The 25,016-nt window shown below is 62.9% G+C and carries 24 protein-coding genes and 1 pseudogene; 14 read left to right on the forward strand and 11 right to left on the reverse strand.

Translation table 11 applies throughout. The annotated features are described in order from the left end of the window. Positions 1-33 precede the first annotated feature (33 nt). Positions 34-585 (reverse strand): superoxide dismutase [Cu-Zn] SodC, encoded by a 552-nt coding sequence (sodC, locus tag AAEQ75_RS01435; protein ID WP_343350676.1) that lies wholly within the window; start codon positions 583-585, stop codon positions 34-36. A gap of 331 nt (positions 586-916) precedes the next feature. Between sodC and gcvH the strand changes: the two genes are divergently transcribed. The 4 genes from gcvH to gcvT all read left to right on the forward strand — a co-directional run bounded on the left by gcvH (position 917) and on the right by gcvT (position 6,739). Beyond that, complete coding sequence (gcvH, locus tag AAEQ75_RS01440; protein ID WP_179575851.1) at positions 917-1,300, forward strand: glycine cleavage system protein GcvH; 384 nt, start codon at positions 917-919, stop codon at positions 1,298-1,300. Between the two features lie 9 nt (positions 1,301-1,309). Further along, entirely contained in the window at positions 1,310-4,162 is a 2,853-nt protein-coding gene (gcvP, locus tag AAEQ75_RS01445; RefSeq protein ID WP_343350678.1) for an aminomethyl-transferring glycine dehydrogenase, read from the forward strand. A gap of 129 nt (positions 4,163-4,291) precedes the next feature. Continuing rightward, entirely contained in the window at positions 4,292-5,545 is a 1,254-nt protein-coding gene (gene glyA, locus AAEQ75_RS01450) for a serine hydroxymethyltransferase (protein WP_179575849.1), read from the forward strand. 69 nt (positions 5,546-5,614) lie between these two features. Beyond that, positions 5,615-6,739, forward strand: a complete 1,125-nt coding sequence (gene gcvT / locus AAEQ75_RS01455) for a glycine cleavage system aminomethyltransferase GcvT (protein ID WP_343350679.1) — start codon at positions 5,615-5,617, stop codon at positions 6,737-6,739. Positions 6,740-6,907: 168 nt separating this feature from the next. Here the strand turns inward: gcvT and AAEQ75_RS01460 are convergent, their stop codons facing one another. Next, positions 6,908-7,390 (reverse strand): NADPH-dependent FMN reductase, encoded by a 483-nt coding sequence (locus tag AAEQ75_RS01460; protein WP_343350681.1) that lies wholly within the window; start codon positions 7,388-7,390, stop codon positions 6,908-6,910. On the opposite strand from AAEQ75_RS01460, the gene soxR reads away from it, so the two are divergent. After that, positions 7,379-7,837, forward strand: coding sequence for a redox-sensitive transcriptional activator SoxR (soxR, locus tag AAEQ75_RS01465; protein WP_343350682.1), 459 nt, complete (start codon positions 7,379-7,381; stop codon positions 7,835-7,837). The two genes, AAEQ75_RS01460 and soxR, sit on opposite strands and share 12 nt — an antisense overlap. Here the strand turns inward: soxR and AAEQ75_RS01470 are convergent. Then, complete coding sequence (locus AAEQ75_RS01470) at positions 7,834-8,187, reverse strand: 5-carboxymethyl-2-hydroxymuconate Delta-isomerase (protein WP_125833911.1); 354 nt, start codon at positions 8,185-8,187, stop codon at positions 7,834-7,836. The genes soxR and AAEQ75_RS01470 overlap by 4 nt on opposite strands. Before the next feature lie 473 nt (positions 8,188-8,660). On the opposite strand from AAEQ75_RS01470, the gene AAEQ75_RS01475 reads away from it, so the two are divergent. Beyond that, entirely contained in the window at positions 8,661-9,953 is a 1,293-nt protein-coding gene (locus AAEQ75_RS01475; RefSeq protein WP_343350683.1) for an OprD family porin, read from the forward strand. A 180-nt stretch (positions 9,954-10,133) separates the two neighbouring features. Here the strand turns inward: AAEQ75_RS01475 and AAEQ75_RS01480 are convergent, their stop codons facing one another. Continuing rightward, a complete protein-coding gene (locus AAEQ75_RS01480) occupies positions 10,134-11,261 on the reverse strand; it encodes a M14 family metallopeptidase (RefSeq protein ID WP_343350684.1) in 1,128 nt (375 codons plus the stop codon). 154 nt (positions 11,262-11,415) lie between these two features. On the opposite strand from AAEQ75_RS01480, the gene AAEQ75_RS01485 reads away from it, so the two are divergent. Next, positions 11,416-11,952 (forward strand): tetratricopeptide repeat protein, encoded by a 537-nt coding sequence (locus AAEQ75_RS01485; protein WP_343350685.1) that lies wholly within the window; start codon positions 11,416-11,418, stop codon positions 11,950-11,952. 88 nt (positions 11,953-12,040) lie between these two features. Here AAEQ75_RS01485 and AAEQ75_RS01490 read toward each other — a convergent pair whose 3' ends face one another. The 3 genes and pseudogenes from AAEQ75_RS01490 to AAEQ75_RS01500 all read right to left on the reverse strand — a co-directional run bounded on the left by AAEQ75_RS01490 (position 12,041) and on the right by AAEQ75_RS01500 (position 13,720). Beyond that, positions 12,041-12,349: a YybH family protein gene (locus AAEQ75_RS01490; RefSeq protein ID WP_343350686.1), complete on the reverse strand. Its 309-nt coding sequence runs from the start codon at positions 12,347-12,349 to the stop codon at positions 12,041-12,043. 141 nt (positions 12,350-12,490) lie between these two features. Continuing rightward, positions 12,491-12,836 (reverse strand): annotated as a pseudogene (locus tag AAEQ75_RS01495) (YciI family protein). A gap of 167 nt (positions 12,837-13,003) precedes the next feature. Beyond that, complete coding sequence (locus AAEQ75_RS01500) at positions 13,004-13,720, reverse strand: UTRA domain-containing protein (protein ID WP_343350687.1); 717 nt, start codon at positions 13,718-13,720, stop codon at positions 13,004-13,006. A gap of 317 nt (positions 13,721-14,037) precedes the next feature. Between AAEQ75_RS01500 and AAEQ75_RS01505 the strand changes: the two genes are divergently transcribed. From AAEQ75_RS01505 to AAEQ75_RS01530, 6 genes are all read left to right on the forward strand, one after another. Next, complete coding sequence (locus AAEQ75_RS01505) at positions 14,038-15,096, forward strand: ABC transporter substrate-binding protein (RefSeq protein WP_343350688.1); 1,059 nt, start codon at positions 14,038-14,040, stop codon at positions 15,094-15,096. Positions 15,097-15,242: 146 nt separating this feature from the next. Then, complete coding sequence (locus AAEQ75_RS01510) at positions 15,243-16,049, forward strand: alkaline phosphatase family protein (protein ID WP_343350689.1); 807 nt, start codon at positions 15,243-15,245, stop codon at positions 16,047-16,049. Beyond that, complete coding sequence (locus AAEQ75_RS01515) at positions 16,046-16,891, forward strand: ABC transporter permease (protein ID WP_343350690.1); 846 nt, start codon at positions 16,046-16,048, stop codon at positions 16,889-16,891. Before AAEQ75_RS01510 ends, AAEQ75_RS01515 begins: the two co-directional genes overlap by 4 nt. A gap of 139 nt (positions 16,892-17,030) precedes the next feature. Further along, positions 17,031-17,819: an ABC transporter permease gene (locus tag AAEQ75_RS01520; RefSeq protein WP_106733047.1), complete on the forward strand. Its 789-nt coding sequence runs from the start codon at positions 17,031-17,033 to the stop codon at positions 17,817-17,819. Then, positions 17,816-18,802 (forward strand): ABC transporter ATP-binding protein, encoded by a 987-nt coding sequence (locus tag AAEQ75_RS01525; protein ID WP_343350691.1) that lies wholly within the window; start codon positions 17,816-17,818, stop codon positions 18,800-18,802. The genes AAEQ75_RS01520 and AAEQ75_RS01525 overlap by 4 nt, the downstream gene beginning before the upstream one ends. After that, positions 18,802-19,455: an HAD family hydrolase gene (locus AAEQ75_RS01530; RefSeq protein ID WP_343350692.1), complete on the forward strand. Its 654-nt coding sequence runs from the start codon at positions 18,802-18,804 to the stop codon at positions 19,453-19,455. Before AAEQ75_RS01525 ends, AAEQ75_RS01530 begins: the two co-directional genes overlap by 1 nt. A 75-nt stretch (positions 19,456-19,530) precedes the next feature. Here AAEQ75_RS01530 and AAEQ75_RS01535 read toward each other — a convergent pair whose 3' ends face one another. After that, positions 19,531-20,385: a LysR substrate-binding domain-containing protein gene (locus tag AAEQ75_RS01535; RefSeq protein ID WP_343352486.1), complete on the reverse strand. Its 855-nt coding sequence runs from the start codon at positions 20,383-20,385 to the stop codon at positions 19,531-19,533. A 143-nt stretch (positions 20,386-20,528) separates the two neighbouring features. On the opposite strand from AAEQ75_RS01535, the gene AAEQ75_RS01540 reads away from it, so the two are divergent. Beyond that, positions 20,529-21,371: a bifunctional allantoicase/(S)-ureidoglycine aminohydrolase gene (locus AAEQ75_RS01540; protein ID WP_343350693.1), complete on the forward strand. Its 843-nt coding sequence runs from the start codon at positions 20,529-20,531 to the stop codon at positions 21,369-21,371. A 152-nt stretch (positions 21,372-21,523) separates the two neighbouring features. Here AAEQ75_RS01540 and ahpF read toward each other — a convergent pair whose 3' ends face one another. The 3 genes from ahpF to AAEQ75_RS01555 form a co-directional block, all read right to left on the reverse strand. Further along, entirely contained in the window at positions 21,524-23,080 is a 1,557-nt protein-coding gene (gene ahpF, locus AAEQ75_RS01545) for an alkyl hydroperoxide reductase subunit F (protein WP_143506104.1), read from the reverse strand. Between the two features lie 153 nt (positions 23,081-23,233). Further along, positions 23,234-23,797, reverse strand: a complete 564-nt coding sequence (ahpC, locus tag AAEQ75_RS01550; protein WP_013714489.1) for an alkyl hydroperoxide reductase subunit C — start codon at positions 23,795-23,797, stop codon at positions 23,234-23,236. Positions 23,798-23,951: 154 nt separating this feature from the next. Beyond that, a complete protein-coding gene (locus tag AAEQ75_RS01555) occupies positions 23,952-24,914 on the reverse strand; it encodes a zinc-binding dehydrogenase (protein ID WP_106733051.1) in 963 nt (320 codons plus the stop codon). Positions 24,915-25,016: the final 102 nt, after the last annotated feature.

Genomic DNA, 25,016 nt, shown 5'->3' on the forward strand with positions numbered 1-25,016 from the left:
CAGCGCCGCTAACCCACGTTTCTCGGCGTTGAGTCAGATCGGCGTGGTGCTGGTCGGCACCTTGATTACCCCGCACGCCACACGCGCACCGCCGCCGCCCAGAGGTTGCGGGTGATCGGCGTGATTGTCACCGCCGGCGTGGATCATAAGCGAACGGTTGTGCAGGTCTTGCAGGCTCTTGAGTCGCGGCGCCAGCACCGACTGGCTGGCGTTGCCATCTTCGGTGACGAGCAAGGCCGGCAGGTCGCCGAGATGGGCGTCTTCTTCCCAGGGAAAACCGTGGCGGCCGGCGTTCTGCGGGTCCCAGTGGCCGCCTGCTGCGCCGGCTGGTGTCAGCTTGCCGTCTACTTCGGCTGCATTGCAGTTGGCCTCGGTATGCACGTGAAAGCCATGCACGCCCGGCTCCAAGCCCTGCAGATTCGGAGTGAAGACCAGCCCATAGGGCGACTGGCTGATGGTCACGCTGCCGACAGGCGCGCCTGTGCCGTTTTCGCTGGCCTGTTCGAGGGTCACGGTGACCGTCTCGCTAGCCTGCAGGCTGGTGGCGCCGAGCAGTGCGAATGCCAGGGGGATAAGGGGTCTCATGATCGGTCTATCTCCTTGTTTATAAAGCCTCCCAGTTACCGACCCCAATGCCCTTGAGCGGTTCCAGCCAGATGACGTATCGATATCATTACACCGTAACGATTAAGCAACAATCGAGCGAAAGCCGCTCCGCGCCTGGTGCGACTTCGGCTTTTCCACTTGCGACGCACGATTTCGTAACGATAACGTTCCGGGTTACTACTAGAGAATATCGAGAATATATTTAAGTTATTGATTTTATTGGTATTTTTATCATTGGCACTCACATTGCAATCACCTCTTCACCTGCCCGCCACCTAGAAGCGGACACCTTTACCTCTGAGGATTTGACATGAGCGAGTTGCGTTTCACCGCCGATCACGAATGGCTGCGTCTGGACAACGATGGTCTGGTTACCGTCGGCATCACCCATTACGCCCAGGACGCTCTCGGCGACGTGGTGTATGTGCAACTGCCGGAAGCCAAGTCCTACGCCCAGGGCGAGGAAGTGGCCGTGCTGGAGTCGGTGAAGGCCGCCAGTAACATCGCCATGCCGCTGGACGGCGAGATCGTCGAGGTCAACGCTGACCTGGAAGGCAGCCCGGAGCTGGTCAACGAATCGCCGCTGGACAAGGCCTGGTTCTTCCGTATGCGCCTGGCCGACAACGCCGTGCTGGCCGATCTGCTGGACAAGGCCGGCTATGATCGTCTGTTGAACGCCAACGCCGACGCCTGAGTGACCGCCATGACCAAGCTCGATACCCAGAACGAATTCATCGCCCGCCACATCGGCCCGCGCGATGCCGACACCGCCGCCATGCTCGAACTGCTCGGCTACGATTCGGTCGACGCGCTGACCGGTGCCGTGATCCCCGAGAGCATCAAGGGCACCAGCATCCTCGGCGAGCAACCGGGCCTGTCGGAAGCCGACGCCCTGGCCAAGATCAAGGCCATCGCCGCCAAGAACCTGCAGTTCAAGAACTTCATCGGCCAGGGTTACTACGGCACCCACACGCCGAGCCCGATCCTGCGCAACCTGCTGGAAAACCCGGCCTGGTACACCGCCTACACCCCTTACCAGCCGGAGATTTCCCAGGGCCGTCTGGAGTCGCTGCTGAACTTCCAGACCCTGGTCAGCGACCTCACCGGCATGCAGATCGCCAACGCATCGCTGCTGGATGAAGCCACCGCTGCCGCCGAAGCCATGACCTTCTGCAAGCGTCTGTCGAAGAACAAGGCTGCCAACACCTTCTTCGTTTCCCTGCACTGCCACCCTCAGACCCTCGACGTGCTGCGCACCCGTGCCGAGCCGTTGGGAATCGACATCGAAGTCGGTGACGAAGCCGCCATCACTGACGCCAGCGCCTACTTCGGCGCCCTGCTGCAGTACCCGGCAAGCAACGGCGACATCTTCGATTACCGCGCCCTGGTCGAGCGTTTCCATGCCGCCAACGCCTTGGTCGCCGTAGCTGCCGACCTGCTGGCTCTGACCCTGCTCACCCCGCCGGGCGAGTTCGGCGCCGACGTCGCCCTGGGCAGCGCCCAGCGCTTCGGTGTGCCGCTGGGTTTCGGTGGCCCGCACGCTGCTTACTTCGCCACCCGCGACGCATTCAAGCGCGACATGCCGGGCCGCCTGGTCGGCATGTCGGTCGACCGTTTCGGCAAGCCGGCCCTGCGCCTGGCCATGCAGACCCGCGAGCAACACATCCGCCGCGAGAAGGCCACCAGTAACATCTGTACCGCCCAGGTGCTGCTGGCCAACATCGCCAGCATGTACGCCGTGTACCACGGCCCGAAAGGCCTGACCGAGATCGCGCAGCGCGTACACAGCTTCACCGCCATCCTCGCCCTGGGCCTGACCAAACTGGGCCACAGCGTCGAACAGCAGCACTTCTTCGACACCCTGAGCATCAAGACCGGCGCCAAGACCGCCGAGCTGCATGCCAAGGCCCGTGCTGCCGGCATCAACCTGCGCGAGATCGACGCCGAGCGTCTGGGTCTGTCGCTGGACGAAACTACCGACGAAGCGGCTGTAACAGCCCTGCTGAACCTGTTCGCCGGCGAGCAGGCTGCCCCTGCCGTCAGCGACCTGGCCGCACAGATCGCCAGCCGCCTGCCACAAGGCCTGCTGCGCCAGTCGGCGATCCTGCAGCACGAAGTGTTCAACCGCTACCACAGCGAAACCGAGCTGATGCGCTACCTGCGCAAGCTGGCCGACAAGGATCTGGCGCTGGATCGCAGCATGATCCCGCTGGGCTCCTGCACCATGAAGCTCAACGCCGCCAGCGAGATGATCCCGGTGACCTGGCCGGAGTTCGGCAATCTGCACCCATTCGCTCCGGTCGAGCAGGCCGCGGGTTACACCCAGCTGACCACTGAGCTGGAAGCCATGCTCTGCGCCGCCACCGGCTACGACGCCGTGTCGCTGCAGCCTAACGCCGGTTCCCAGGGCGAGTACGCCGGCCTGCTGGCCATCCGTGCCTATCACCTGAGCCGTGGCGACGATCAGCGCGACATCTGCCTGATCCCGCAATCGGCCCACGGCACCAACCCGGCAACCGCCTCCATGGCCGGCATGCGCGTGGTGGTGACCGCCTGTGACGCACGCGGCAACGTCGACATCGCTGATCTGAAGGCCAAGGCCGAAGAGCACAAGGATCGCCTGGCCGCGATCATGATCACCTACCCGTCCACCCACGGTGTGTTCGAGGAAGGTATCCGCGAGATCTGCCAGATCATCCACGACAACGGTGGCCAGGTTTACATCGACGGCGCCAACATGAACGCCATGGTCGGCCTTTGCGCTCCGGGTCAGTTCGGCGGCGACGTGTCACACCTGAACCTGCACAAGACCTTCTGCATCCCGCACGGTGGTGGCGGCCCGGGCGTCGGCCCGATTGGCGTCAAGTCGCACCTGGCGCCGTTCCTGCCGGGCCATGCGCACATGGCACGCAAGGAAGGTGCCGTCAGCGCCGCGCCGTTCGGCAGCGCCAGCATCCTGCCGATCACCTGGATGTACATCACCATGATGGGCGGCAACGGCCTCAAGCGTGCGTCGCAGATGGCCATCCTCAACGCCAACTACATCGCCCGTCGCCTGGAAGAGCACTACCCGGTGCTGTACTCCGGCGAAGGCGGCCTGGTGGCGCACGAGTGCATCCTCGACATCCGCCCGCTCAAGGACAGCAGCGGCATCAGCGTCGACGATGTGGCCAAGCGCCTGATCGACTTCGGCTTCCATGCCCCGACCATGTCCTTCCCGGTGGCCGGCACCCTGATGATCGAGCCGACCGAGAGCGAGTCCAAGGAAGAACTGGATCGCTTCTGCGATGCCATGATCGCCATCCGCGAGGAAATCCGCGCGGTCGAGCAAGGCCGTCTGGACAAGGACGACAACCCGCTGAAGAACGCCCCGCACACTGCCCTGGAGCTGGTTGGCGAGTGGCACCACGCCTACAGCCGCGAGCAGGCCGTGTACCCGCTGGCGACCCTGATCGAGGCCAAGTACTGGCCGCCGGTCGGCCGCGTGGACAACGTCTACGGCGACCGCAACCTGGTCTGCGCCTGCCCGTCCATCGAGGCGTATCAGGACGCGTAAGCACGGTGAACGTCCCCTCTCCCACTTGCGAGAGAGGGGACGGTTCAGTAGCTAGCCTCCCCTATTTTCGGCTCCCCTTACCGGGGCGAGCCTGTTCATCCCGAGAAAAACGATAAAGAGGGCCTCACCATGTTCAGCAAGCACGACCAACTGCAGGGCTATGACGACGCCCTACTCGCGGCGATCCAGGCCGAAGAACAGCGCCAGGAAGACCATATCGAGCTGATCGCCTCGGAGAACTACTGCAGCCAGCGCGTCATGCAGGCGCAAGGCAGCGGCCTGACCAACAAGTACGCCGAAGGCTATCCGGGCAAGCGCTACTACGGTGGTTGCGAGCATGTGGACAAGGTCGAGGCACTGGCCATCGAGCGCGCCAAGCAGCTGTTCGGCGCCGACTACGCCAACGTCCAGCCGCACTCCGGCTCTTCGGCCAACAGCGCCGTGTACCTCGCACTGCTGAACGCGGGCGACACCATCCTCGGCATGAGCCTGGCCCACGGCGGCCACCTGACCCACGGTGCCAAGGTGTCGTCCTCGGGCAAGCTCTACAACGCCGTGCAGTACGGCATCGACGAGAACGGCCTGATCGATTATGACGAGGTCGAGCGTCTGGCCGTCGAGCACAAGCCGAAGATGATCGTCGCCGGCTTCTCGGCCTACTCGCGCGTGCTGGATTTCCCGCGTTTCCGCGCCATCGCCGACAAGGTCGGCGCGCTGCTGTTCGTCGACATGGCTCACGTTGCGGGCCTGGTCGCGGCGGGCCTGTACCCGAACCCGGTGCCGTTCGCCGATGTGGTCACCACCACCACGCACAAGACCCTGCGCGGCCCGCGTGGCGGCCTGATCCTGGCGCGCAAGAACGAGGAGATCGAGAAGAAGCTCAACTCCGCCGTGTTCCCCGGTGCCCAGGGCGGCCCGCTGATGCACGTGATCGCGGCCAAGGCGGTGTGCTTCAAGGAAGCGCTGGAGCCGGGCTTCAAGACCTACCAGCAGCAAGTGATCGACAACGCACGCGCCATGGCGGCGGTGTTCGTCGAGCGCGGCTATGACGTGGTTTCCGGCGGTACCGACAACCACCTGATGCTGATCAGCCTGGTCAAGCAGGGCCTGACCGGCAAGGCTGCCGACGCGGCGCTGGGCGACGCTCACATCACCGTGAACAAGAACGCCGTGCCGAACGACCCGCAGTCACCGTTCGTCACCTCCGGCATCCGCATCGGTACCCCGGCGGTGACCACCCGCGGCTTCAAGGAAGGCGAATGCCGCACCTTGGCCGGCTGGATCTGCGACATCCTCGACGACCTGGAAAACCCGGCCGTGATCGAGCGCGTGCGCGGCCAGGTCGCCGACCTGTGCACCACCTTCCCGGTCTACGCTGACTGACACACAACGTACAACGGGCCGCACCGCGGCCCCAACCGGTGCGCGCGGCGCACCCAACAGGAAATCGACATGACCACTGAAACTCTCGCCAAGACTCCGCTGCACGCCCTGCACCTCGAACTCGGCGCGCGCATGGTGCCCTTCGCCGGCTATGACATGCCCGTGCAGTACCCGCTGGGCGTGATGAAGGAACACCTGCACACCCGTGAGGCCGCCGGTCTGTTCGACGTCTCGCACATGGGCCAGATCCTGCTGCGTGGTGAGAACGCTGCACGTGCTCTGGAAACCCTGGTGCCGGTGGATATCATCGATCTGCCGCTGGGTACACAGCGCTACGCCATGTTCACCGACGCCCAGGGCGGCATCCTCGACGACCTGATGGTCGCCAACCTGGGTGACGACACCCTGTACCTGGTGGTCAACGCCGCCTGCAAGGATCAGGACCTGGCGCATCTGAAGAAGCACATCGGCGAGCAGTGCCAGATCGAGAGCCTGTTCGAGGAGCGCGCCCTGCTCGCCCTGCAAGGTCCGAAGGCGGCTGAGGTTCTGGCCCGCCTGGCACCGGAAGTGAGCAAGATGACCTTCATGCAGGTTGCCCGTGTGCGCCTGCTGGGCAGCGAATGCATCGTCAGCCGCAGCGGCTACACCGGTGAAGACGGCTTCGAGATTTCCGTCGCCGTCGACCAGGCCGAAGCCCTGGCTCGCAGCCTGCTGGCCGAGGCCGAAGTCGAGGCTATCGGCCTGGGCGCGCGTGACTCGCTGCGCCTGGAAGCCGGCCTGTGCCTGTACGGCCATGACATGAGCAGCGCCACCACGCCGATCGAAGCCAGCCTGCTGTGGGCGATCTCCAAGGTGCGCCGCGCTGACGGCGAGCGTGCCGGCAACTTCCCGGGCGCCGAGCGCGTATTCGAGCAACAGCAGAAAGGTGTAGCGCGCAAACGTGTCGGCCTGCTGCCGCAGGAACGCGTGCCGGTGCGTGAAGGTGCGGAAATCGTCGATGCCGACGGCACCGTGATCGGCCAGGTAAGCAGCGGCGGCTTCGGTCCAACCCTTGGCGCGCCAGTGGCCATGGGCTACGTCAATGCCAGCCACACCGCCATCGACAGCGACGTCTGGGCCGTGGTTCGTGGCAAGCGTATTGCCATGAAGGTCGCCAAGACCCCATTCGTGCCACAGCGCTACTATCGCGGCTGATTTGCTCACTTTCCCGCTTGAGGGAAAGGGCAATGGCGTAGGGCGGGTGAAACCCGCCGTAGGGATCTGGCGGGTTGCACCCGCCCTACGCGCCGCCAATCTCGTAGCCCGAATGCAGTCCGCGGATGCCCTGAAAAGCTCCCCGATTGCATCCGGGCTGCGTCGTTTCTACCCCCTGATCCGCTCGTAAGGCACCCGCTCGCGCCCGGAACGCAGCGTCTGTGCCCACCAGTTCAACTGCACCAGCGTATGCGCTAACGCCGAGTTGGCGGGCCGTGGTTCGCTCAACTGGCCCTGCTCATCGAACTGCTCCCAGGCATTGGTGAAGCACACCGAGCTACGCACGGTCATCGCATGCAACTCCGCCAGCACCTGACGCAGTTGCTCCACCGCGCGCAGCCCGCCGGACACCCCGCCATAACTGATGAACCCCACCGGCCGCGCTTCCCAGGATGCCGGCACCTCGTCGATGAACTGTTTGAGCGCCGCCGGATAGCCGTGGTTGTACTCCGGGGTGACGATCAGAAAGGCATCGGCGCGCAGCAACTGCTGCAGCGACTGATGGCGTTGCGCGGCGAGCTCCTGCGCCTCGCCGGGCTGGCGAAACATCACGGCCGGGTCGACCAGGCTCAGCTCGAGATGGACGCGCACCGCTCCCTCCACGAACGCCCGCTGACTGTCGGCCAGGTAGCCGAGCGCAGTGGCGTGGCGGTTTCCACGCTGCATTTCTACGAGACCAAGGGGCTGATCCACAGCCAGCGCAATGCAGGCAATCAGCGGCGTTATCGGCGTGATGTGCTGCGCCGCGTCGCGCTAATCAAGGTGGCGCAGCGCCTGGGCATTCCCTTGGCGGATATCGGTGTGGCGCTGAGCACACTGCCTTGCGATCACATACCCACGGCAGCGGACTGGCAGCAACTGTCGGCGCAATGGCAGCGCGATCTGGACGCGCGTATCGAGCAAATGACGCGACTGCGCGACCAGCTCACCGGCTGTATCGGTTGCGGTTGCCTGTCGATGCAGGACTGCCCACTGCGCAACCCCAGCGACGAACTCGGCGCACAGGGTGCTGGCGCGCGTTTGCTCGAAACGGATTAATCGTCCAGGCAGTTGCGCCTGTTGCTGAACACCTCGCGGCGGATGTCGCGCACATCCAGGGAGATCGCCGGCACCTGCGGCAGGCGCTCGACCAGTGCGCGCACGACGCGCCGCGACAGCGCCCGCTTGTCGTCATCGCTGCGCCCGGCCAGCACGTAGAAGATCAGGTGCACGAACATTCCCTGCTCGCCGCCGACGCAGTGGTGCTCGTACAGACTCAGACGCACCTTGACCTCGCCGGGTTGGAACAACCCCGTGGCAGCCGCCTGGTCATGCACCAGTTGCACCAGCTCCTGCGGCGCGATCAGCTCACTCACCTCGCGGGCGGCTTCGATCAGGCAATGCGGCATGGATAAACCCTTGATGTAAGTGAATTTGTCATACGTTATCACACAACAAATTCGATACCAGATGGTTTACCCGCTCTGCGCTGAACACCCTCGATATAGCCGATAGTGGCGCTACACAGGGAAAGCCCACTCAGACTTTCGTCTAGCCATACGTTGACAAGCGACAAAAAGGCTGTCGATAATCCAGCAAGTTGTATGACGACATATGACAACGATAACAACAATAATCAGGGCCATAACATGACTGTCCTCGCCTCTCCCTCAGCGCAGCAGCTCCTCGCCTGCTCGGCATCCATCGTTGCCACACGCCATAGCACCGGATTCGCCGGGGGCTGACGTCAGCCACCAGCAATGACCGGCCGCGTTCGGCCGGGCTATCGCCCTCTACGGGGCAAACACAACATTCCCATCATGCAGGTCCTGATGCAGACCGGCAGGGGATGGTTCGTTCAAAAACTGGGAGCACAACAACAATGACCGCACGCAACATCATTCCATTGGCCCTGCTCGGCAGCACGGCTCTGGCCCTGGTTATGCCGACCGCCACGCACGCCGCCGGCTTCGTCGACGACGCCAAAGTCACCCTCGGCCTGCGCAACTATTACTTCAACCGCAACTACCTGAATAACACCGATCCGCGAATTCAGGGCGAACTCCAGGGCCAGGCCGAAGGCTGGACTCAGAGCTTCATTCTCGATGCCCGTTCCGGCTTCACCGAAGGCACCGTCGGTTTCGGCCTGGATGTGCTCGGCCTTTACAGCATCAAGCTGGACGGCAACCGCGGCGCTGCCAACACCAACCTGATGCCGATTCACGACGACGGCCAGGCTGCTGACCAGTTCGGCCGTACCGCCGTGGCGGCAAAAGCCAAGATTTCCAAGACCGAACTGAAGGTCGGTGAGTGGTTCGCCGTACTGCCGATCCTGCGTGCAGACGACGGTCGCTCGCTGCCGCAAACTTTCCAGGGTGCCCAGGTCACTTCCAACGAGATCGACGGCCTGACCCTGTACGGCGGCCAGTTCTGGAAGAACAGCCAGCGTCACGATGCCAGCCGCGAAGAAATGGCGTTCAACTCGGGCACCCCTGCCGGTCTCGTCAAGGGTGATGACTTCAACTTCGCCGGTGGTGAGTACCGTTTCAACGGCAACAACACCATGGTCGGCGTCTGGCACGCACGCCTGGAAGACGTCTATCAGCAGAGCTACGTGCAACTGACCCACAGCCAACCGGTCGGTGACTGGGTACTGGGTGCCAACCTTGGCTATGTCACCGGCAAGGAAGAAGGCGCGGCCAAGGCCGGCAATCTGGACAACAAGGTCTATCAGGGCGCACTCACTGCCAAGACCGGCAACAACAGTTTCATGGTTGCCTACCAAAAGCTCAGCGGCGACACCAAGTTCATGCGTATCGACGGCGCCAGCGGCGGCACTCTGGTCAACGACGGCTTCACCAACAGCTATGACAACCCGGAAGAACGCTCCTGGCAGATTCGCCATGACTACAACTTCGCCGGCCTCGGCATTCCGGGTCTGACCTTGATGAACCGCTACGTCAGCGGTAGCAACATCGACGTCTACACCAATGGCGTGAAAACCCGCGAGAACGCCGAGGAATGGGGCCGCGAATCCGAGCTGGCCTATACCATCCAGGAAGGCACGTTGAAGAACCTGAGCATCCGCTGGCGTAACTCCGATGTGCGTCGCGACGCGGGCCAGGATCTGCACGAGAACCGTCTGATCATCAACTATCCGCTGTCGATTCTGTAATACCGGACTTCACTGCGTCCTATTGACTCCTGTGTGTTAACGGCACTTTACGCCCGTCCTCGTGACGGGCTTTTTTTGCCTGTCTCCCAGGCCCCTCTCGGGCTGGGACCTACGCCGCTGAATGGCTGTAGGGTGCGCCGTGCGCACCGGCTTACACGCCATCAGCCGGCACGCCCAGTTTCAGCGCAAACGCCCGACCATCTGCGCCAGCACGGTCAACACATCCTGCCCCAGCTTCTGCGAGCGCGCGCCATTCCAGCCGGTGCGTGGCTGCGGACTATCGTCATGGTCCTTGAACGGCATCTCGATGGTGAACGACAGGCAATCGAAGGCCTGGCCGACGGCGTTGCAGGCCAGGGTCAGGTTGGCCTGGCCCGGCTCATCACGCGGATAACCGAAACGGGTCTGGAACTCGGCGCCGATAGCAACCAGACGACTGCGGAAGTCTTCTTCCAACGCTGCCAGCCGTGGGGTGTAGCCCGGATTGCCTTCGCAACCGGCGGTGAACACATGAGGAATTTCCTCGTCGCCATGAATGTCGAGGAACAGGTCGACGCCAATACGTCGCATATGCTGCAGCACGAACAGCACCTCGGGGCTGCGCTCGGAGCTGGCGGACTGCCAGGCACGATTGAGGTCCTGCCCGGCATAGTTGGTGCGCAGGTGACCGCGATAGGCGCCGTCCGGGTTCATGCTCGGCACCAGATAGAACTCGGCCTCGCGCAGCAAGGCGACAACCTCGGCATCCTGCGGGTTCTGCAGGCGCTCGATCAGTCCTTCCATGAACCATTCGGCCATGTGCTCGCCCGGATGTTGTTGGGCGATGATCCATAGTTTGCGCGGCGCGCCTGTCTGGCCACCGATACGCAGCAACTGGATATCACGGCCTTCCAGGCTTCTGCCGCTGGCCACCAGTTCAGCGCCGCGCTCCAGCGCGTTAACAATCAAACGTTCATGCCGCGCTCGCGGGTAGGGCTCGAAATAAGCGAACCAGACACGTTCATGCTCGGCCTGCAACTCGAAGTGCAGCTGACCGTCCTGGTAACGGGTCGGCACGCGAAACCAGTCCTGCTGGTCGTAACTGGCCACGGCCTGGTAACCGTCCCAGGCGCGGTTGTAGGCCGACTGCCCGGCATTGGTCAGGCTGAAGCCGTGGCGTTGCCCTGGCTGGAGGCCCTCGACCTGAAAGTGAAACCACTGGAAATGGTGGCTATTGAGGTCCGGGCGCATGGCCAGCAAGACGCGCTGCGGGTCACTGGCGTCGATGACCTGGATGTTGCCACTGTCGAAATCCGCACTGATTTTCATGACTGCCTCGTAAGCGAAATCAGCGCTCAGGATTGCAGTTCATGGCGCGAGTGTGAAGTCGCACCGCGACAGACTGATCAACGACAGCGAACTATGGTGGCCAGGTTCAGCCTAATAGCGACTTGCCCTGTTTCTCGCCTACGGAGTTTCTGCCATGCCCAGCCCGATCAACCTGCGTCACGCCACCACCGCCCTGGTCGCTCTCGCGCTACTGGCGGGCTGCGCCGGGCGTGAACCCGATTCCAGCGCGCCGGAAGAACAGCCGCAGGTCGACCAGCCCATCACCCAGACCGAACAAGACCAACTGCGCCAGCAAGCCCAACGCGGTGATCTGGAAAGCCAGTTCCAGCTCGGCAGCAGCTATTTCGTCGGCCAGCCGGAAAAGAACATCAAGCAAGCCGAGTACTGGTGGAAGCAGGCCGCAGACAAGGGTCACTCCATGGCTGCGGTCAGTCTTGCCTACCTCTATACCGGGCGTGACGCACCGGAGTTTGCCAACCAGCGCGACATGCTCAAGTACCTCAACCAGTCAGCCGCTGCAGGCAACCCGATGGCGCAGCATGTGCTGGGCAACCTTTACCGACGCGGCGAAGGCGGCGTAGCACGTGACCCCGACCAGGCCCAGCGCCTGTACCAGAGTGCCTGCCAGCAGAACTACGAGCTCTCCTGCACGGCGCTGGGTCGTCAGTAACGCTGCCGCAGAGCCAACTCGCGCGCGAGCCCTGTTACAACACAGCATGGCCAACGCGCAGCAGGCTTTGAACGGGTTATCAGGGCTGCTAGTCGAACAGCGCATTGCCGCTTTCCATATCACAAGGCGCGGAGAAGTGCTCGTGGAAGATCAGCCAGCGACTGCCTCGGCGGCGCAGGCACTGAGTCACGCGCATCCAGCAGGTTTCCAGTTCGCCCTTGTCATTGGTGCCGCCGCAGTGCAGCAGGTAATGAGTGACGCCAAGATCGCCCTCGGCGGTGAACGAACGTCGGCTCGTGCGGTTCGAAACGCCCTTCGCCGCTGCACATTTCCATGCAGGCCTGCCAATGCGCCTGGTATGCCGGGCGCCCCTGGAAGCGCAGCGGCACCACAGCATCGTAGGCGACCACGCCTTCCACGTAGTGACCCATGATGCGTGCCACAGCCTTGCTGCGGCAGGCGTCGGTTCGACTGTTCAGTGCATCTTGCAGTTCATGCTGACTCATATCGATTTTCCTTCGTGCGTGGATTGGGTGACTCAATGGCCAGCAGCCGGGTCGACATCCAGTTGGCGAACCGGCCGCACTTCCACGCAGCCGACACGGGCGGCGGGGATATCTCCAGCCAATTGGATGGCCTCGTTGAGATCCCGTGCCTCGATCAGATAGAAGCCGGCGAGCTGCTCCTTGGTTTCGGCGAAAGGGCCATCGGTAATGGCCAGCTTGCCGCCACGCATGCGCACCGTGGTGGCGCTCTGCACCAACTGCAACGCCTCGGCTGCAAGCATGCGCCCGCTCTCCTGCACACGCTGGGCGTAGGCGGGGGCTTTCGGGGGAGCTGTGCAGCTCCTGTTCGTTGGCGTAAACAAGGCAGAGGTATTTAATGGCGCGCTCCAGTTCCTCAACGGTGGATACTGGATAGTCGAACGCAGCGAGCGCGTTTCGACATTGGCCGGAAAAACATCGTCGAGGCCGACGAACGGTCGGGGCCGCCGCGCGCATCAGACTCCGAACTGCACCCTGCGCAGGGGCGAGTCGAAGCCAACCTCACCCTACTCGGGGACTTCGACGCTGACGTGAATGGCGTCGTGGCGCCAGAACTCCAGGTCGCAGTCGATGATGCGCCCGTGCTGGTCGCGGTTGACCCGGGTGATGCGCAACGCCGGACTGCCCGGCGCCACCTTGAGGCTGGCAGCGGCCTCGGCATGTAGCGCAGTGGGCACCATGTCGAAACGCACGCGGCCATAATGAATGCCGTACTCGCAGGCATAGAGGTCGGTCAGCGAACGCGTCAGGTCGAACTCGAGAATGCCGGGGAAGTAGGCCGGATTCAGATAGTGCTCGACATACAGCACCAGACGTCCATCGATACGCCGTGCGCGGCACACCTGATAGACGCTCGACAACGCCGGCAACTCCAGCACCTGGCAGATCTGCGCGGGGGCCGGCATCAAGCGCGCACTCAGGACGTCGGTAGCCGGCACTCGCCCCTGCTCGGCGACCATGGCATGAAAGTGGGTGCGCACCAGGGGGTTGTAGGCCACCCGCGTAGGTGAAACGAACCAGCCACGGCGCTCCTCGCGATAGACCAGCCCCTGCGCCTCCAACTGACCGAGCGCCTCGCGCAGGGTAATGCGCGTGGTATCGAACAACTCACTGAGCTTGCGCTCGGCCGGCAACTTGCTGCCAGAGGGCAACAAGCCCCGGTCGATCTGCTCCTGCAACGCGCGGCAGATGATGGTGACAGCACGTGGCGCGTCTTCGCGCATCAAAACTTCCCCTTTTGGACTAGTCCAGCCCCATCACAGGGCAAAAATCGCTCGCTCAGATGGGTTACAAGCCTAGGCAGTCTAGATGACTGATAGATGACAGCCATGCAGCAAGCACGCGGCATGCCACTGCCAGCACCCTTCGCAGCCCGCGAAATCAGCTACTTATCCATGGTCTACGCTTGTGAAGCGCGCCAGCCGCTTACACCTAGACATCTGCCTCACCATGGCTGGACATAAAACTGTCATTGAAGGCGCTTAGATTGGCTCGGGTATTGCTGATCTAGACCAACACTCTCACTGCAAAGGAGTTTCCAATGAAACAACTGCTGCTGGCTTCACTGATGGGTTCGGCCATCGCCCTGGCGACTTCCGCCATGGCCGAAGGCACCGACTTGCAGGCACTGGAACAGGCTGCACGCGCCGAAGGCGTGGTGAATAGCGTGGGTATGCCCGACAGCTGGGCCAACTGGAAAGACACCTGGGCGGATCTGGCCAAGCTCTATGGCCTCAAGCATCAGGACACCGACATGAGCTCGGCACAGGAGATCGCCAAGTTCGCCGCCGAGAAGGACAATGCCACCGCCGATATTGGTGACGTCGGCGCCGCCTTTGGTCCCATCGCCGTGCAACAGGGCGTGACCCAGCCGTACAAGCCGAGCACCTGGGAGCAGATCCCGAGCTGGGCCAAGGACGCCGATGGCCACTGGATGCTGGCCTACACCGGCTCCATCGCCTTCATCGTCAACAAGCAACTGGTCAAGGATGTACCGAAATCCTGGGCCGACCTGAAGAACGGCAAGTACCGTGTCGCCATCGGTGACGTCAGCGCTGCAGCCCAGGCCGTGAACGGCGTGCTGGCTGCCGCCATCGCCAACGGTGGTGACGAGAAAAACATCCAACCGGGCCTGGACTTCTTCGCTGCCATCGCCGAGCAGGGCCGCCTGTCGCTGTCCAACCCGACCATCCAGACCCTGGAGAAGGGTGAAGTGGAAGTCGGCATCGTCTGGGACTTCAACGGCCTGTCCTACCGCGACCAGATCGACCCCAACCGCTTCGAGGTGCTGATCCCGTCCGATGGTTCGGTGATCTCCGGCTACACCACCATCATCAACAAGTACGCCAAGAACCCCAACGCGGCCAAGCTGGCGCGTGAGTACATCCTCTCCGACGCCGGCCAGATCAACCTGGCCAAAGGCAATGCCCGACCGATCCGCGCCGAGCACCTGACCCTGCCGGCCGAGGTGCAGGCCAAGCTGCTGCCCAACGAGCAGTACGCCAAGGTCAAGCCAATCGCCGACGCGACTGCCTGGGAGGCCACCTCCAAGGCACTGCCACAGATGTGGCAAGAGAACGTGATCATCAATATGGAATAACCCGGGCTCGGTGGTAGGCGCTTCAGCGGCGACAGTCGCGGCTGAAGCCCCTCCCACAAGCTGCTCCCGCAGCCAATACCTGTAGGAGCGGCTGGGCGGCATTCCGCTTCAGCCGCGAAACGCTTCCATCGTTTTCAGGATTCCCCATGCCTTCCAAGGTCATCCTCGTCGTGCTCGACGGCCTCAGCCACTCGGTCGCACAACACACCATGGGCCATCTGCACGCCTGGTGCGACGCCGGGCGCGCGGCCTTCTACCGCCTCGACTGCGAGCTGCCGGCGCTGTCGCGCCCGCTCTACGAGGCCATCCTCACTGGCGTGCGCCCCATCGACAGCGGCATCGTGCACAACGATGTTTCGCGCCTGTCGCGCGAACGCAGCCTCTTTCATTACGCCCGCGATGCCGGTCTGAGCACCGCCGCCGCGGCCTATCATTGGGTCAGCGAGCTGTACAACCGCTCGCCCTTCGTCGCCGTGCGCGACCGGCATACCTGCGATGAATCGCTGCCGATCCAGCATGGCCACTTCTATTACGCCGACCACTACCCGGACTCGCACCTGTTCGTCGACGCCGAGAGCCTGCGTTTGCAGCACACGCCAGACCTGCTGCTGGTGCACCCGATGAACATCGACGACGCCGGCCACAAGCACGGCCTGGACAGTTCCCAGTATCGCAACGCCGCACGGATGGCCGACGTCCTGCTGGCGGACTACCTGCAGAACTGGATCGATGCCGGCTATCAGGTGCTGGTCACCGCCGACCACGGCATGAACGTCGACCGTTCGCACAATGGCCTGCTGCCGGAAGAGCGCCAGGTGCCACTGTTCGTCATCGGTGATGCCTTCAGCCTCGATGCCAATGCGCGCCCACGCCAGCTCGAGCTGTGCGGCAGCATCTGCCAGTTGCTCGGTGTCCCGCACGACAAACCCTACTGCGCGGAGTTGCTGAAATGAGCGCGCCACCCTCCCTGCGTCGCTGGCTGCCGCTGTTGTGCCTGCTGCCCTTCACCCTGTTCTTCGTGGTGTTCCAGGTGGCGCCGCTGGTGTGGGTGGCGGTCAACAGTCTGAACAGCCCCGCTGGCTGGGGCCTGGGCAATTTCGAGAAGATCTTCGCCTCCAGGTTCTATATGCAGGCGATAAAACACAGCCTGGAAATCGCCTTCTGGTCGAGCCTGTTTGGCATGGCCATCGCCATCCTCGGTAGCTACTCGCTGCGTCAGGTGGACTCGAAGCTGCGCGATTTCGTCATCGCCTTCTCCAACATGACCAGCAACTTTTCCGGGGTGCCGCTGGCCTTCGCCTTCATCATCCTGCTCGGCTTCAACGGCGCGCTGACCCTGCTGCTGATCCAGCTTGGCCTGATCGAGAGCTTCAACCTCTACTCGAAGAACGGCCTGATCGTGCTCTACACCTATTTCCAGATTCCGCTCGGCGTGCTGCTGCTCTACCCGGCCTTCGATGCCCTGCGCCAGGACTGGCGTGAGTCCGCAGCCTTGCTCGGCGCCGGCACCTGGGACTTCTGGCGCCATATCGGCCTGCCGGTGCTGACCCCGGCCCTGCTCGGCACCTTCGTCATCCTCCTGGCCAATGCTCTGGGCGCCTACGCCACGGTGTATTACCTGACCACCGGCAACTTCAACGTACTGCCGATCCGCATCGCGGCGATGGTCTCCGGCGACATCTCGCTGGACCCGAATCTGGCCAGCGCCCTGTCGATGATCCTGGTCGGGCTGATGGTGCTGATCACCGCCGTCCACCAGTTGCTGCTGAAAAGGAGCCAGCATGTCACGCGCTAACAGGCCGTTTAAAAACGTAGGCGAGGCCGCCGATGCGAGGCAAAAACAGGCGAAAAAGCGGAGTTTACAAGCTGTAAATGAGCATTTTGAGCCTGGTTTTAACGAAGCAGCGGCAACGCAGGTAGTGTTTAAACCGCCTGTGAAAGCCCCCACCGCCAGCCTTTACCACCGCATCGTGGTCTGGCTGCTGTTCCTCATCCTGCTGCTGCCGCTGGCCGGTACCCTGCTTTACTCGCTATCCACCAGTTGGTCGGCGACCATCCTGCCGGACGGCCTGACGCTGAAGTGGTACGCCGCGCTGTGGAGTGATGAGCGCTTCCTGCGCGCCTTCGGCCAGTCGCTACTGGTGTGCTTCGGCGCCCTGGCGCTATCGGTGGTGCTGATCCTGCCGCTGATGTTCGTGGTGCATTACCACTTCCCCAAGCTCGACACGCTGATGAACGTACTGATCCTGCTGCCGTTCGCCGTGCCGCCGGTGGTGTCCTCGGTGGGCCTGCTGCAGCTCTACGGCTCCGGGCCGCTGGCGATGACTGGCACGCCGTGGATTCTGCTTGGCTGCTACTTCACCATTGCCCTGCCGTTCATGTACCGCGCCATCGCCAACAACCTGCAGGCGATCAACCTGCGCGACCTGATGGACGCCGCTCACCTGCTCGGCGCCAGTACCTGGAAGGCGGCCTTCCTGGTGGTGCTGCCGAACCTGCGCAAGGGCCTGATGGTGTCGTTGTTCCTCTCCTTCAGCTTCCTGTTCGGCGAGTTCGTCTTCGCCAACATGCTGGTGGGCACCCGCTATGAAACCCTGCAGGTGTACCTGAACAACATGCGCAACAGCAGCGGCCACTTCAACAGTGCGCTGGTGATTTCCTACTTCTTCTTCGTCCTGGTATTCACCTGGGCGGCCAACCGTTTGAACAGGGACAAGGCATGAGCTTGCTGAGCATCCATAACCTGCATAAAAGCTACGGCGACACCCGTATCTTCAGCGACATCAACTGCGAGATCGGCCAGGGCGAGTTCGTCACCCTGCTCGGCCCCTCCGGCTGCGGCAAGTCCACCCTGCTGCGTTGCATCGCCGGGCTGACCGACGTCGACGGCGGGCAGATCAATCTCGGTGGCGAAGACCTGGTGCCGCTGCCGCCGCAAAAACGCGGTATCGGCATGGTGTTCCAGAGCTATGCGCTGTTCCCCAACATGAGCGTGGCGCAGAACGTCGCCTTCGGCCTGCGCATGCAGAAAGTGGCCAGGGACGAAAGCGAGCAGCGCGTGCGCGAGGCACTGGCCATGGTCGAGCTGGGCGACTTCGCCGCGCGCTATCCGCATCAGCTCTCCGGCGGCCAATGTCAGCGCGTGGCCCTGGCCCGCTCACTGGTCACCCGTCCACGCCTGCTGTTGCTCGACGAGCCGTTGTCGGCTCTCGATGCACGTATCCGCAAACACCTGCGCGAACAGATCCGCGCCATCCAGCAGGAACTGAACCTGACCACCATCTTCGTCACTCACGATCAGGAAGAAGCGCTGACCATGAGCGATCGTATTTTCCTGATGAATGCCGGCCAGATCGTCCAGAGCGGCGACGCCGAAACTCTCTACACCGCGCCGGTGGATGCCTTCGCCGCCGGGTTCATCGGCAACTACAACCTGCTCGAGGCCGATGCCGCCAGCCGCCTGTTGCTGCGCCCGGTCAACAGCCGTGTAGCGATCCGCCCGGAGGCGATCCAGATCGGTGGGGTGGGAATCGAAGGCACCATTGTCAGCCACAGCCTGCTGGGTAACGTCGTGCGCTACCGGGTCGAGGCCCGCGGCGTGCAACTGCTGGTGGACGTGCTCAATCGCTCCGCCGCCGACCTGCACCACAATGGCCAGAGTGTCAGCCTGGCCATTGGTGCCGATGCAATCCGGGAGGTGGCGTGATGGCCCTGGCGATTTTCGACCTCGACGAAACCCTGATTCACGGCGATTGCGCCAGCCTGTGGACACAGGAAATGGTCAAGATCGGCTGGGCCGATGGCGACTCCTTCCTGGCCCACGAGCAGGAGCTGATGCGCCAATACGCCGCCGGCACCCTGGCCATGGAGGACTACATGGCCTTCACCCTGTCGCCGCTGGTTGGCCGCACGCCCGAGGAGGTCGCCCATGTGGTCGAGCCCTTCGTCGAGGACGTGATCGAGCCGATCTTCTACAGCGACGCCAGCCGCACCCTGGCCACGCACCGCGCCGCCGGCGACCGCTTGCTGGTGATCTCCGCCTCGGCGCATTTTCTGGTAAGCGCCATCGCCGAACGCTTCGGCATCGACGAGGTGCTGGCCATCGATTTGGAGCTGCAGCATGGCTTCTACAGTGGTCGCACCGAAGGCGTACTGACCTATCGCGAAGGCAAGGTGACACGTCTGCATGCCTGGCTTGCCGAGCAGAACGAAAGCCTCGTTGGCGCCAGTTTCTACTCCGACTCGCGCAACGACCTACCGCTGCTGCAGTTGGTCGACAAGCCCTTCACCGTCAACCCCGACCCGACTCTGCGCGCCCATGCTGAGCAGGCTGGCTGGCCGATTCTCAATTGGCGCTGATCCTGTCGTAAGGTGTGGCGGGGCCGCCCCAGTTTCAAGGTGCGCATGGCGCACCCTACCCGGCCCAGTGACGCCCTATTGGCTCATGATCCCTTCGCAGGCCTCGATCAACGCCGCCGCCAGTTCCCGTGCATAGCCGGGCAACTGGTTGCGCGAATGCAAGGCCACTTCCACCGGCGCCACCGGGGCGAAGCCTTCGGCCTCACCCAGTTCGCGGTGCGCAGCGGTGATCAACCGGCGCGGCAGCAGGGTCAGGCCCAGGCCACCTTCGGCCGCGGCGCTGACGCCGGGCAAACTGCTGCTGACATAGGCGATACGCCAGGGCTTGCCCATGGCATCCAGCGCGTGAGTCATCTCCAGGCGATACAGGCCGTTGGGTGGGAATACCGCCAGCGGCACGGGGTTACGCGCCAGCACCGGGCGCGCTCGGCTGTCGAGCCAGGCCACCGGCTCAGCCCAGCTGGCCAGGCCCTTGGCACTGCCGGCGCGCTGCTTGATCAACGCCAGGTCCAGTTCGCCGGCATTGAACGCGCGCCAGACGTCATGACTGAGACCGCTGGTGATCTCCAGGCGAATGCCCGGATGCGCGTCGGCGAAATCGGCCAGATAAGGGGTCAGGCTGTTGGCGGCGAAATCGTCCGGCACGCCGAGGCGCACCTCGCCCTCCACCGCACTTTGCCCCAGCGCCAACATGGCTTCGTCCATCAGTGCGACGATGCGGTTGGCGTAACCCAGCAGGCGTTCACCCTCGGTGGTGGTCACTACGTAGCGGCCACTGCGATCAAGCAACTCGGCGCCGAGCTGCTCCTCCAGGCGCCGCACCTGCTGGCTGACCGTGGACTGGGTCAGGTGCAGGCTGGCAGCGGCGCGGGTGAAGCCACCGGTCTGCACAACGGTCAGAAAACTGCGTAATAACACCGGATCGAGCATAGCGCCACCCATCATGAAACCCACTGACAGGCATTCTACTATTTAATTTCCGAATCCAGCCGCGAATTCCTATAGTGCATGGGAGCCAATTTTCCGCTCGGGGATCGAACCCCGAGCCCTTCACCCGCCGAGGCAACCTCTCGATGAGCAAATCGCCCTACTACTACGCACCGCATGGCGGTCACCCGGGTCAGGATCAACTGCTGACCGACCGCGCCATGTTCACCGAAGCCTACGCCGTGATCCCCAAAGGCGTGATGCGTGACATCGTCACCAGCCACCTGCCGTTCTGGGACAACATGCGCATGTGGGTCATCGCCCGCCCGCTGACCGGCTTCGCCGAGACCTTCTCGCAATACATCGTCGAAGTCGGCCCGAACGGCGGCAGCAACAAGCCAGAGCTGGACCCGACCGCCGAAGGCGTGATCTTCGTCGTCGAAGGCACCTGCGACCTGAGCCTCAACGGCACCCAGCATGCCCTGCGTCCTGGCAGCTACGCCTTCATCCCGCCAGAAAGCGATTGGTCGCTGCGCAACAACGGCAGCGAAGCCGTGCGCTTCCACTGGCTGCGCAAAGCCTACCAACCGGTCGAAGGCGTGCCGTATCCGGAAGCCTTCGTCACCCACGAGCAGGACATCGAGCCAATCGTCATGCCCGGCACCGAAGGCCGCTGGAGCACCACGCGCTTCGTCGAGATCAGCGACATGCGTCATGACATGCACGTCAACATTGTCAACTTCGAGCCGGGCGGCGTGATTCCCTTCGCCGAAACCCACGTCATGGAACACGGCCTGTACGTGCTGGAAGGCAAGGCGGTGTATCGCCTGAACCAGGACTGGGTCGAGGTCGAGGCTGGCGACTTCATGTGGCTGCGCGCCTTCTGCCCGCAGGCCTGCTACGCCGGCGGCCCGAGCCGCTTCCGCTACCTGCTGTACAAGGATGTGAACCGCCAGATGCCGCTGACTCTGGGCGGTCTGAAGCGCTGAGCGCGCCGCCCCAGGGACGGGGCGTAACTGTGGGAGCGAGCTCTGCTCGCGAATCGCTTGGATTGCGATATTCGCGAGCAGAGCTCGCTCCTAAGGATGTCTTTAAACGCAAAGGCCACCCGAAGGTGGCCTTTGTCGTTCCAGCGTTGCGATCAGCTATGGCGGATCAGGTGGTCGAAGGCGGATAGCGAAGCCTTCGAGCCCTCGCCCATGGCGATGACGATCTGCTTGTACGGCACGGTGGTCACGTCACCGGCGGCGAAGACACCGGGGATGTTGGTAGCGCCCTTGGCATCGATGACGATCTCACCGAAGCGGCTCAGCTCGACGGTGCCCTTGAGCCAGTCGCTGTTGGGCAGCAGACCGATCTGCACGAAGATGCCTTCCAGCTCGACGGTGTGCAGCTCCTCGGTGGTGCGATCCTTGTACACCAGGCCGGTGACCTTCTGGCCGTCACCCTTAACCTCAGTAGTCTGCGCGCTCTTGATCACGGTCACGTTCGGCAGGCTGTTGAGTTTTTTCTGCAGTACGGCGTCGGCACGCAGGGTGTCGGCGAATTCCAGCAGGGTCACGTGAGCGACGATGCCGGCCAGGTCGATGGCTGCTTCGACGCCAGAGTTACCGCCGCCGATCACCGCCACGCGCTTGCCCTTGAACAGCGGACCGTCGCAGTGCGGGCAGAAACATACGCCCTTGGCCTTGTACTCCTGCTCGCCGGGTACACCCATCTCGCGCCAGCGCGCGCCGGTGGAGAGAATTACGGTCTTGGCCTTGAGCGAAGCGCCGTTCTCGAACTTCACTTCGTGCAGGCCGCCTTCGCTGCTGGCCGGCACCAGAGCCGACGCACGTTGCAGATTCATCACGTCGACGTCGTATTCTTTGACGTGTTCTTCCAGCGCACGCACCAGTTTCGGGCCTTCGGTTTCCTTGACCGAGATGAAGTTCTCGATGGCCATGGTGTCCAGCACCTGACCGCCGAAGCGCTCGGCAGCGATAGCGGTGCGGATGCCCTTGCGCGCAGCGTAGATGGCCGCTGCGGCGCCAGCCGGGCCACCGCCGACCACCAGCACGTCGAAGGCTTCCTTGGCACTCATTTTCTCGGCATCGCGATTGGCGGCGCCGGTGTCGATCTTGGCGAGGATTTCCTTCACGTCCATGCGACCGGAAGCGAAGACCTCACCGTTCAGGTAGATGCTCGGCACGGCCATGACCTGGCGACGCTCGACTTCTTCCTGGAACAGCGCACCGTCGATGGAGACGTTGCGGATATTGGGGTTGAGCACGGCCATCAGGTTCAGCGCCTGAACCACGTCCGGGCAGTTCTGGCAGGAGAGCGAGAAATAGGTCTCGAACTCGAACTTGCCTTCGATGCTCTTGATCTGCGCGATGGTGTCGGCATCCAGCTTGGAAGGATGGCCGCCCACCTGCAGCAGTGCCAGCACCAACGAGGTGAACTCGTGGCCCATGGGGATACCGGCGAAGGCAACGCCGGTGTCTTCGCCCGGACGATTCAGGGCGAAGGACGGACGGCGGGCATCGTTGCCGTCAGTCTTGAGAGTGATCTTGTCGGTCAGGCCGACGATGTCTTGCAGCAGCCCAAGCAGTTCCTGGGATTTTTCGCCGTCATCGAGGGACGCGACGATCTCGAACGGCTGGGTGACCTTTTCCAGGTAGGCCTTCAACTGGGCTTTAAGATTGGCGTCCAACATGGCGGAAATTCCTCAAATATGAAAATTCGGGCAATAAAATGCCCGGACGGATCGCGCCCGGGCATCGGGCACCACAAGGGCCGGTAAATGGCCCAAACAGCGCAGAGTTGGTCCTTTCCGACCTGAGACAGGCCGGAAAGGAAGTCGGCAAATTTAGATCTTGCCAACCAGGTCCAGCGAAGGAGCCAGAGTCTTCTCGCCTTCCTTCCACTTGGCCGGGCAAACCTGACCCGGGTTAGCGGCGGTGTACTGAGCAGCCTTCAGCTTGCGCAGGGTCTCGGAAACGTCACGAGCGATCTCGTTGGAGTGAATTTCCAGAGTCTTGATCTGACCTTCCGGGTTGATGATGAAGGTGCCGCGCAGAGCCAGGCCTTCTTCCGGGATGTGCACGCCGAAAGCGTTGGTCAGCTGGTGGGTCGGGTCACCGATCAGCGGGAACTGAGCCTTGCCAACGGCCGGCGAAGTTTCGTGCCAGACCTTGTGCGAGAAGTGAGTGTCGGTGGTCACGATGTAGACCTCGGCACCAGCCTTCTGGAACTCGGCGTAGTTGTTGGCAGCGTCTTCGATTTCGGTCGGGCAGTTGAAGGTGAAGGCAGCCGGCATGAAGATCAGCACGGACCACTTGCCCTGCAGGCTCTGCTCGGTGACTTCGATGAACTCACCGTTGTGGAAAGCATTGACCTTGAACGGCTGAACTTGAGTATTGATGAGGGACATCTCTGACTCCTTCTGAGGTTTCTGTGAGGGTTGAAATCTACGGTCGCTATATTAGCCACCTAACGGAAAAAAGCTTATTGATTACGGGCATGATATCGATTGAATGCACCAATCGATAGCACAGCCCACGCCAGGCGCAGGCTGCAGCACTGGCTCAGGCCAGGCTGGGGTCAATCAGCAGCGCCAGTTTACCCGCGACCTGGTTACCGGCGAGTGTCTGGAATGCTGTTTCACTGTCTTCGATGGCAAAACTGCGCTCAAGTTGCGGCTTCAGACGCCCTTCCGCGAACAACGGCCAGACCTGTTGCTGCAGATCGCGCAAGAGGTCAGCCTTGAACTGATCGTCGCGATTGCGCAAGGTCGAACCAGTCAGCTGAATGCGCTTGCCCAGCACCTGGGCCAGGTCCAGCGAGGCCTCGCGCCCGCCCATCAGGCCAATGTTGATCCAGCGTCCGTCCAGCGCCAACAAGGCCAGATTGAGCGCCGCATACTGCCCGCCGACCGGATCGAGAATCACATCGAACGGCCCGAAGTCGCGCAGCGCGTGCAGATCCTCACCACGCAGAGCACCGCCCTGGGCACCGAGCGCCTCGCAATAGGCCAGTCGTTCTGGCGAGCCAACGCTGACCCAGCATGGGCTGCCGAATGCCTTGCACAGCTGAATGGCAGCCGAGCCGACACCGCTGGCGCCAGCATGCAGCAGGACTTTCTCACCCGGGCGCAGGGCGCCGAGCTGGAACAGGTTAAGCCAGGCCGTGGCGTAAACCTCCGGCACCACAGCGGCCTCGACCAGGCTCAGCCCCTCGGGCACCGGCATGGCGTGGCGTGCATCGAGCACCACCTCCTCGGCCATACCACCGCCAGCGAGCAGACAGCAGACACGATCACCCACCTGCCAGGCGCTGCCGGCGCCGACTTCGACAACCACACCCGAACATTCCAACCCGAGCGCCTGGCTCGCGCCTGGAGGTGGCGGATAGAGCCCGGCGCGTTGCAACAGATCAGCCCGATTGAGCCCAGCGGCGGCCACCTTCACGCGAATCTGTCCTGCGTCACAGGTCTGCGCCGGTTGTTCCAGCCACTGTGCACGCCCTTCGACGCCTTGCAATGCCTTCATGCTGCCTCCATAGTGCAAGTGAACCGAGCCCAGCGCTGACCGCTGGGCTTTTGTCTAGCGCCAACGGAACCTGGCGCCCTCAGATACGGCCTAATATGCGTT

The sequence above is a fragment of the Pseudomonas sediminis genome, from assembly GCF_039555755.1.
Classification (GTDB): Bacteria; Pseudomonadota; Gammaproteobacteria; order Pseudomonadales; family Pseudomonadaceae; genus Aquipseudomonas; species Aquipseudomonas mendocina_D.

Excerpts from the sequence above, each read along its gene's own strand:
- gcvH (WP_179575851.1), top strand. The coding sequence starts at position 917 with ATGAGCGAGTTGCGTTTCACCGCCGATCACGAATGGCTGCGTCTGGAC.
- AAEQ75_RS01510 (WP_343350689.1), top strand. The coding sequence starts at position 15,243 with ATGCCTTCCAAGGTCATCCTCGTCGTGCTCGACGGCCTCAGCCACTCG.
- AAEQ75_RS01480 (WP_343350684.1), bottom strand. The coding sequence starts at position 11,261 with ATGAAAATCAGTGCGGATTTCGACAGTGGCAACATCCAGGTCATCGAC.
- AAEQ75_RS01555 (WP_106733051.1), bottom strand. The coding sequence starts at position 24,914 with ATGAAGGCATTGCAAGGCGTCGAAGGGCGTGCACAGTGGCTGGAACAA.
- AAEQ75_RS01530 (WP_343350692.1), top strand. The coding sequence starts at position 18,802 with ATGGCCCTGGCGATTTTCGACCTCGACGAAACCCTGATTCACGGCGAT.
- soxR (WP_343350682.1), top strand. The coding sequence starts at position 7,379 with ATGGACGCGCACCGCTCCCTCCACGAACGCCCGCTGACTGTCGGCCAG.
- ahpC (WP_013714489.1), bottom strand. The coding sequence starts at position 23,797 with ATGTCCCTCATCAATACTCAAGTTCAGCCGTTCAAGGTCAATGCTTTC.
- gcvT (WP_343350679.1), top strand. The coding sequence starts at position 5,615 with ATGACCACTGAAACTCTCGCCAAGACTCCGCTGCACGCCCTGCACCTC.
- AAEQ75_RS01540 (WP_343350693.1), top strand. The coding sequence starts at position 20,529 with ATGAGCAAATCGCCCTACTACTACGCACCGCATGGCGGTCACCCGGGT.
- AAEQ75_RS01515 (WP_343350690.1), top strand. The coding sequence starts at position 16,046 with ATGAGCGCGCCACCCTCCCTGCGTCGCTGGCTGCCGCTGTTGTGCCTG.
- AAEQ75_RS01490 (WP_343350686.1), bottom strand. The coding sequence starts at position 12,349 with ATGCTGTGGTGCCGCTGCGCTTCCAGGGGCGCCCGGCATACCAGGCGC.
- ahpF (WP_143506104.1), bottom strand. The coding sequence starts at position 23,080 with ATGTTGGACGCCAATCTTAAAGCCCAGTTGAAGGCCTACCTGGAAAAG.
- AAEQ75_RS01500 (WP_343350687.1), bottom strand. The coding sequence starts at position 13,720 with ATGCGCGAAGACGCGCCACGTGCTGTCACCATCATCTGCCGCGCGTTG.
- gcvP (WP_343350678.1), top strand. The coding sequence starts at position 1,310 with ATGACCAAGCTCGATACCCAGAACGAATTCATCGCCCGCCACATCGGC.
- AAEQ75_RS01525 (WP_343350691.1), top strand. The coding sequence starts at position 17,816 with ATGAGCTTGCTGAGCATCCATAACCTGCATAAAAGCTACGGCGACACC.
- glyA (WP_179575849.1), top strand. The coding sequence starts at position 4,292 with ATGTTCAGCAAGCACGACCAACTGCAGGGCTATGACGACGCCCTACTC.
- AAEQ75_RS01505 (WP_343350688.1), top strand. The coding sequence starts at position 14,038 with ATGAAACAACTGCTGCTGGCTTCACTGATGGGTTCGGCCATCGCCCTG.
- sodC (WP_343350676.1), bottom strand. The coding sequence starts at position 585 with ATGAGACCCCTTATCCCCCTGGCATTCGCACTGCTCGGCGCCACCAGC.
- AAEQ75_RS01535 (WP_343352486.1), bottom strand. The coding sequence starts at position 20,385 with ATGCTCGATCCGGTGTTATTACGCAGTTTTCTGACCGTTGTGCAGACC.
- AAEQ75_RS01475 (WP_343350683.1), top strand. The coding sequence starts at position 8,661 with ATGACCGCACGCAACATCATTCCATTGGCCCTGCTCGGCAGCACGGCT.
- AAEQ75_RS01470 (WP_125833911.1), bottom strand. The coding sequence starts at position 8,187 with ATGCCGCATTGCCTGATCGAAGCCGCCCGCGAGGTGAGTGAGCTGATC.
- AAEQ75_RS01485 (WP_343350685.1), top strand. The coding sequence starts at position 11,416 with ATGCCCAGCCCGATCAACCTGCGTCACGCCACCACCGCCCTGGTCGCT.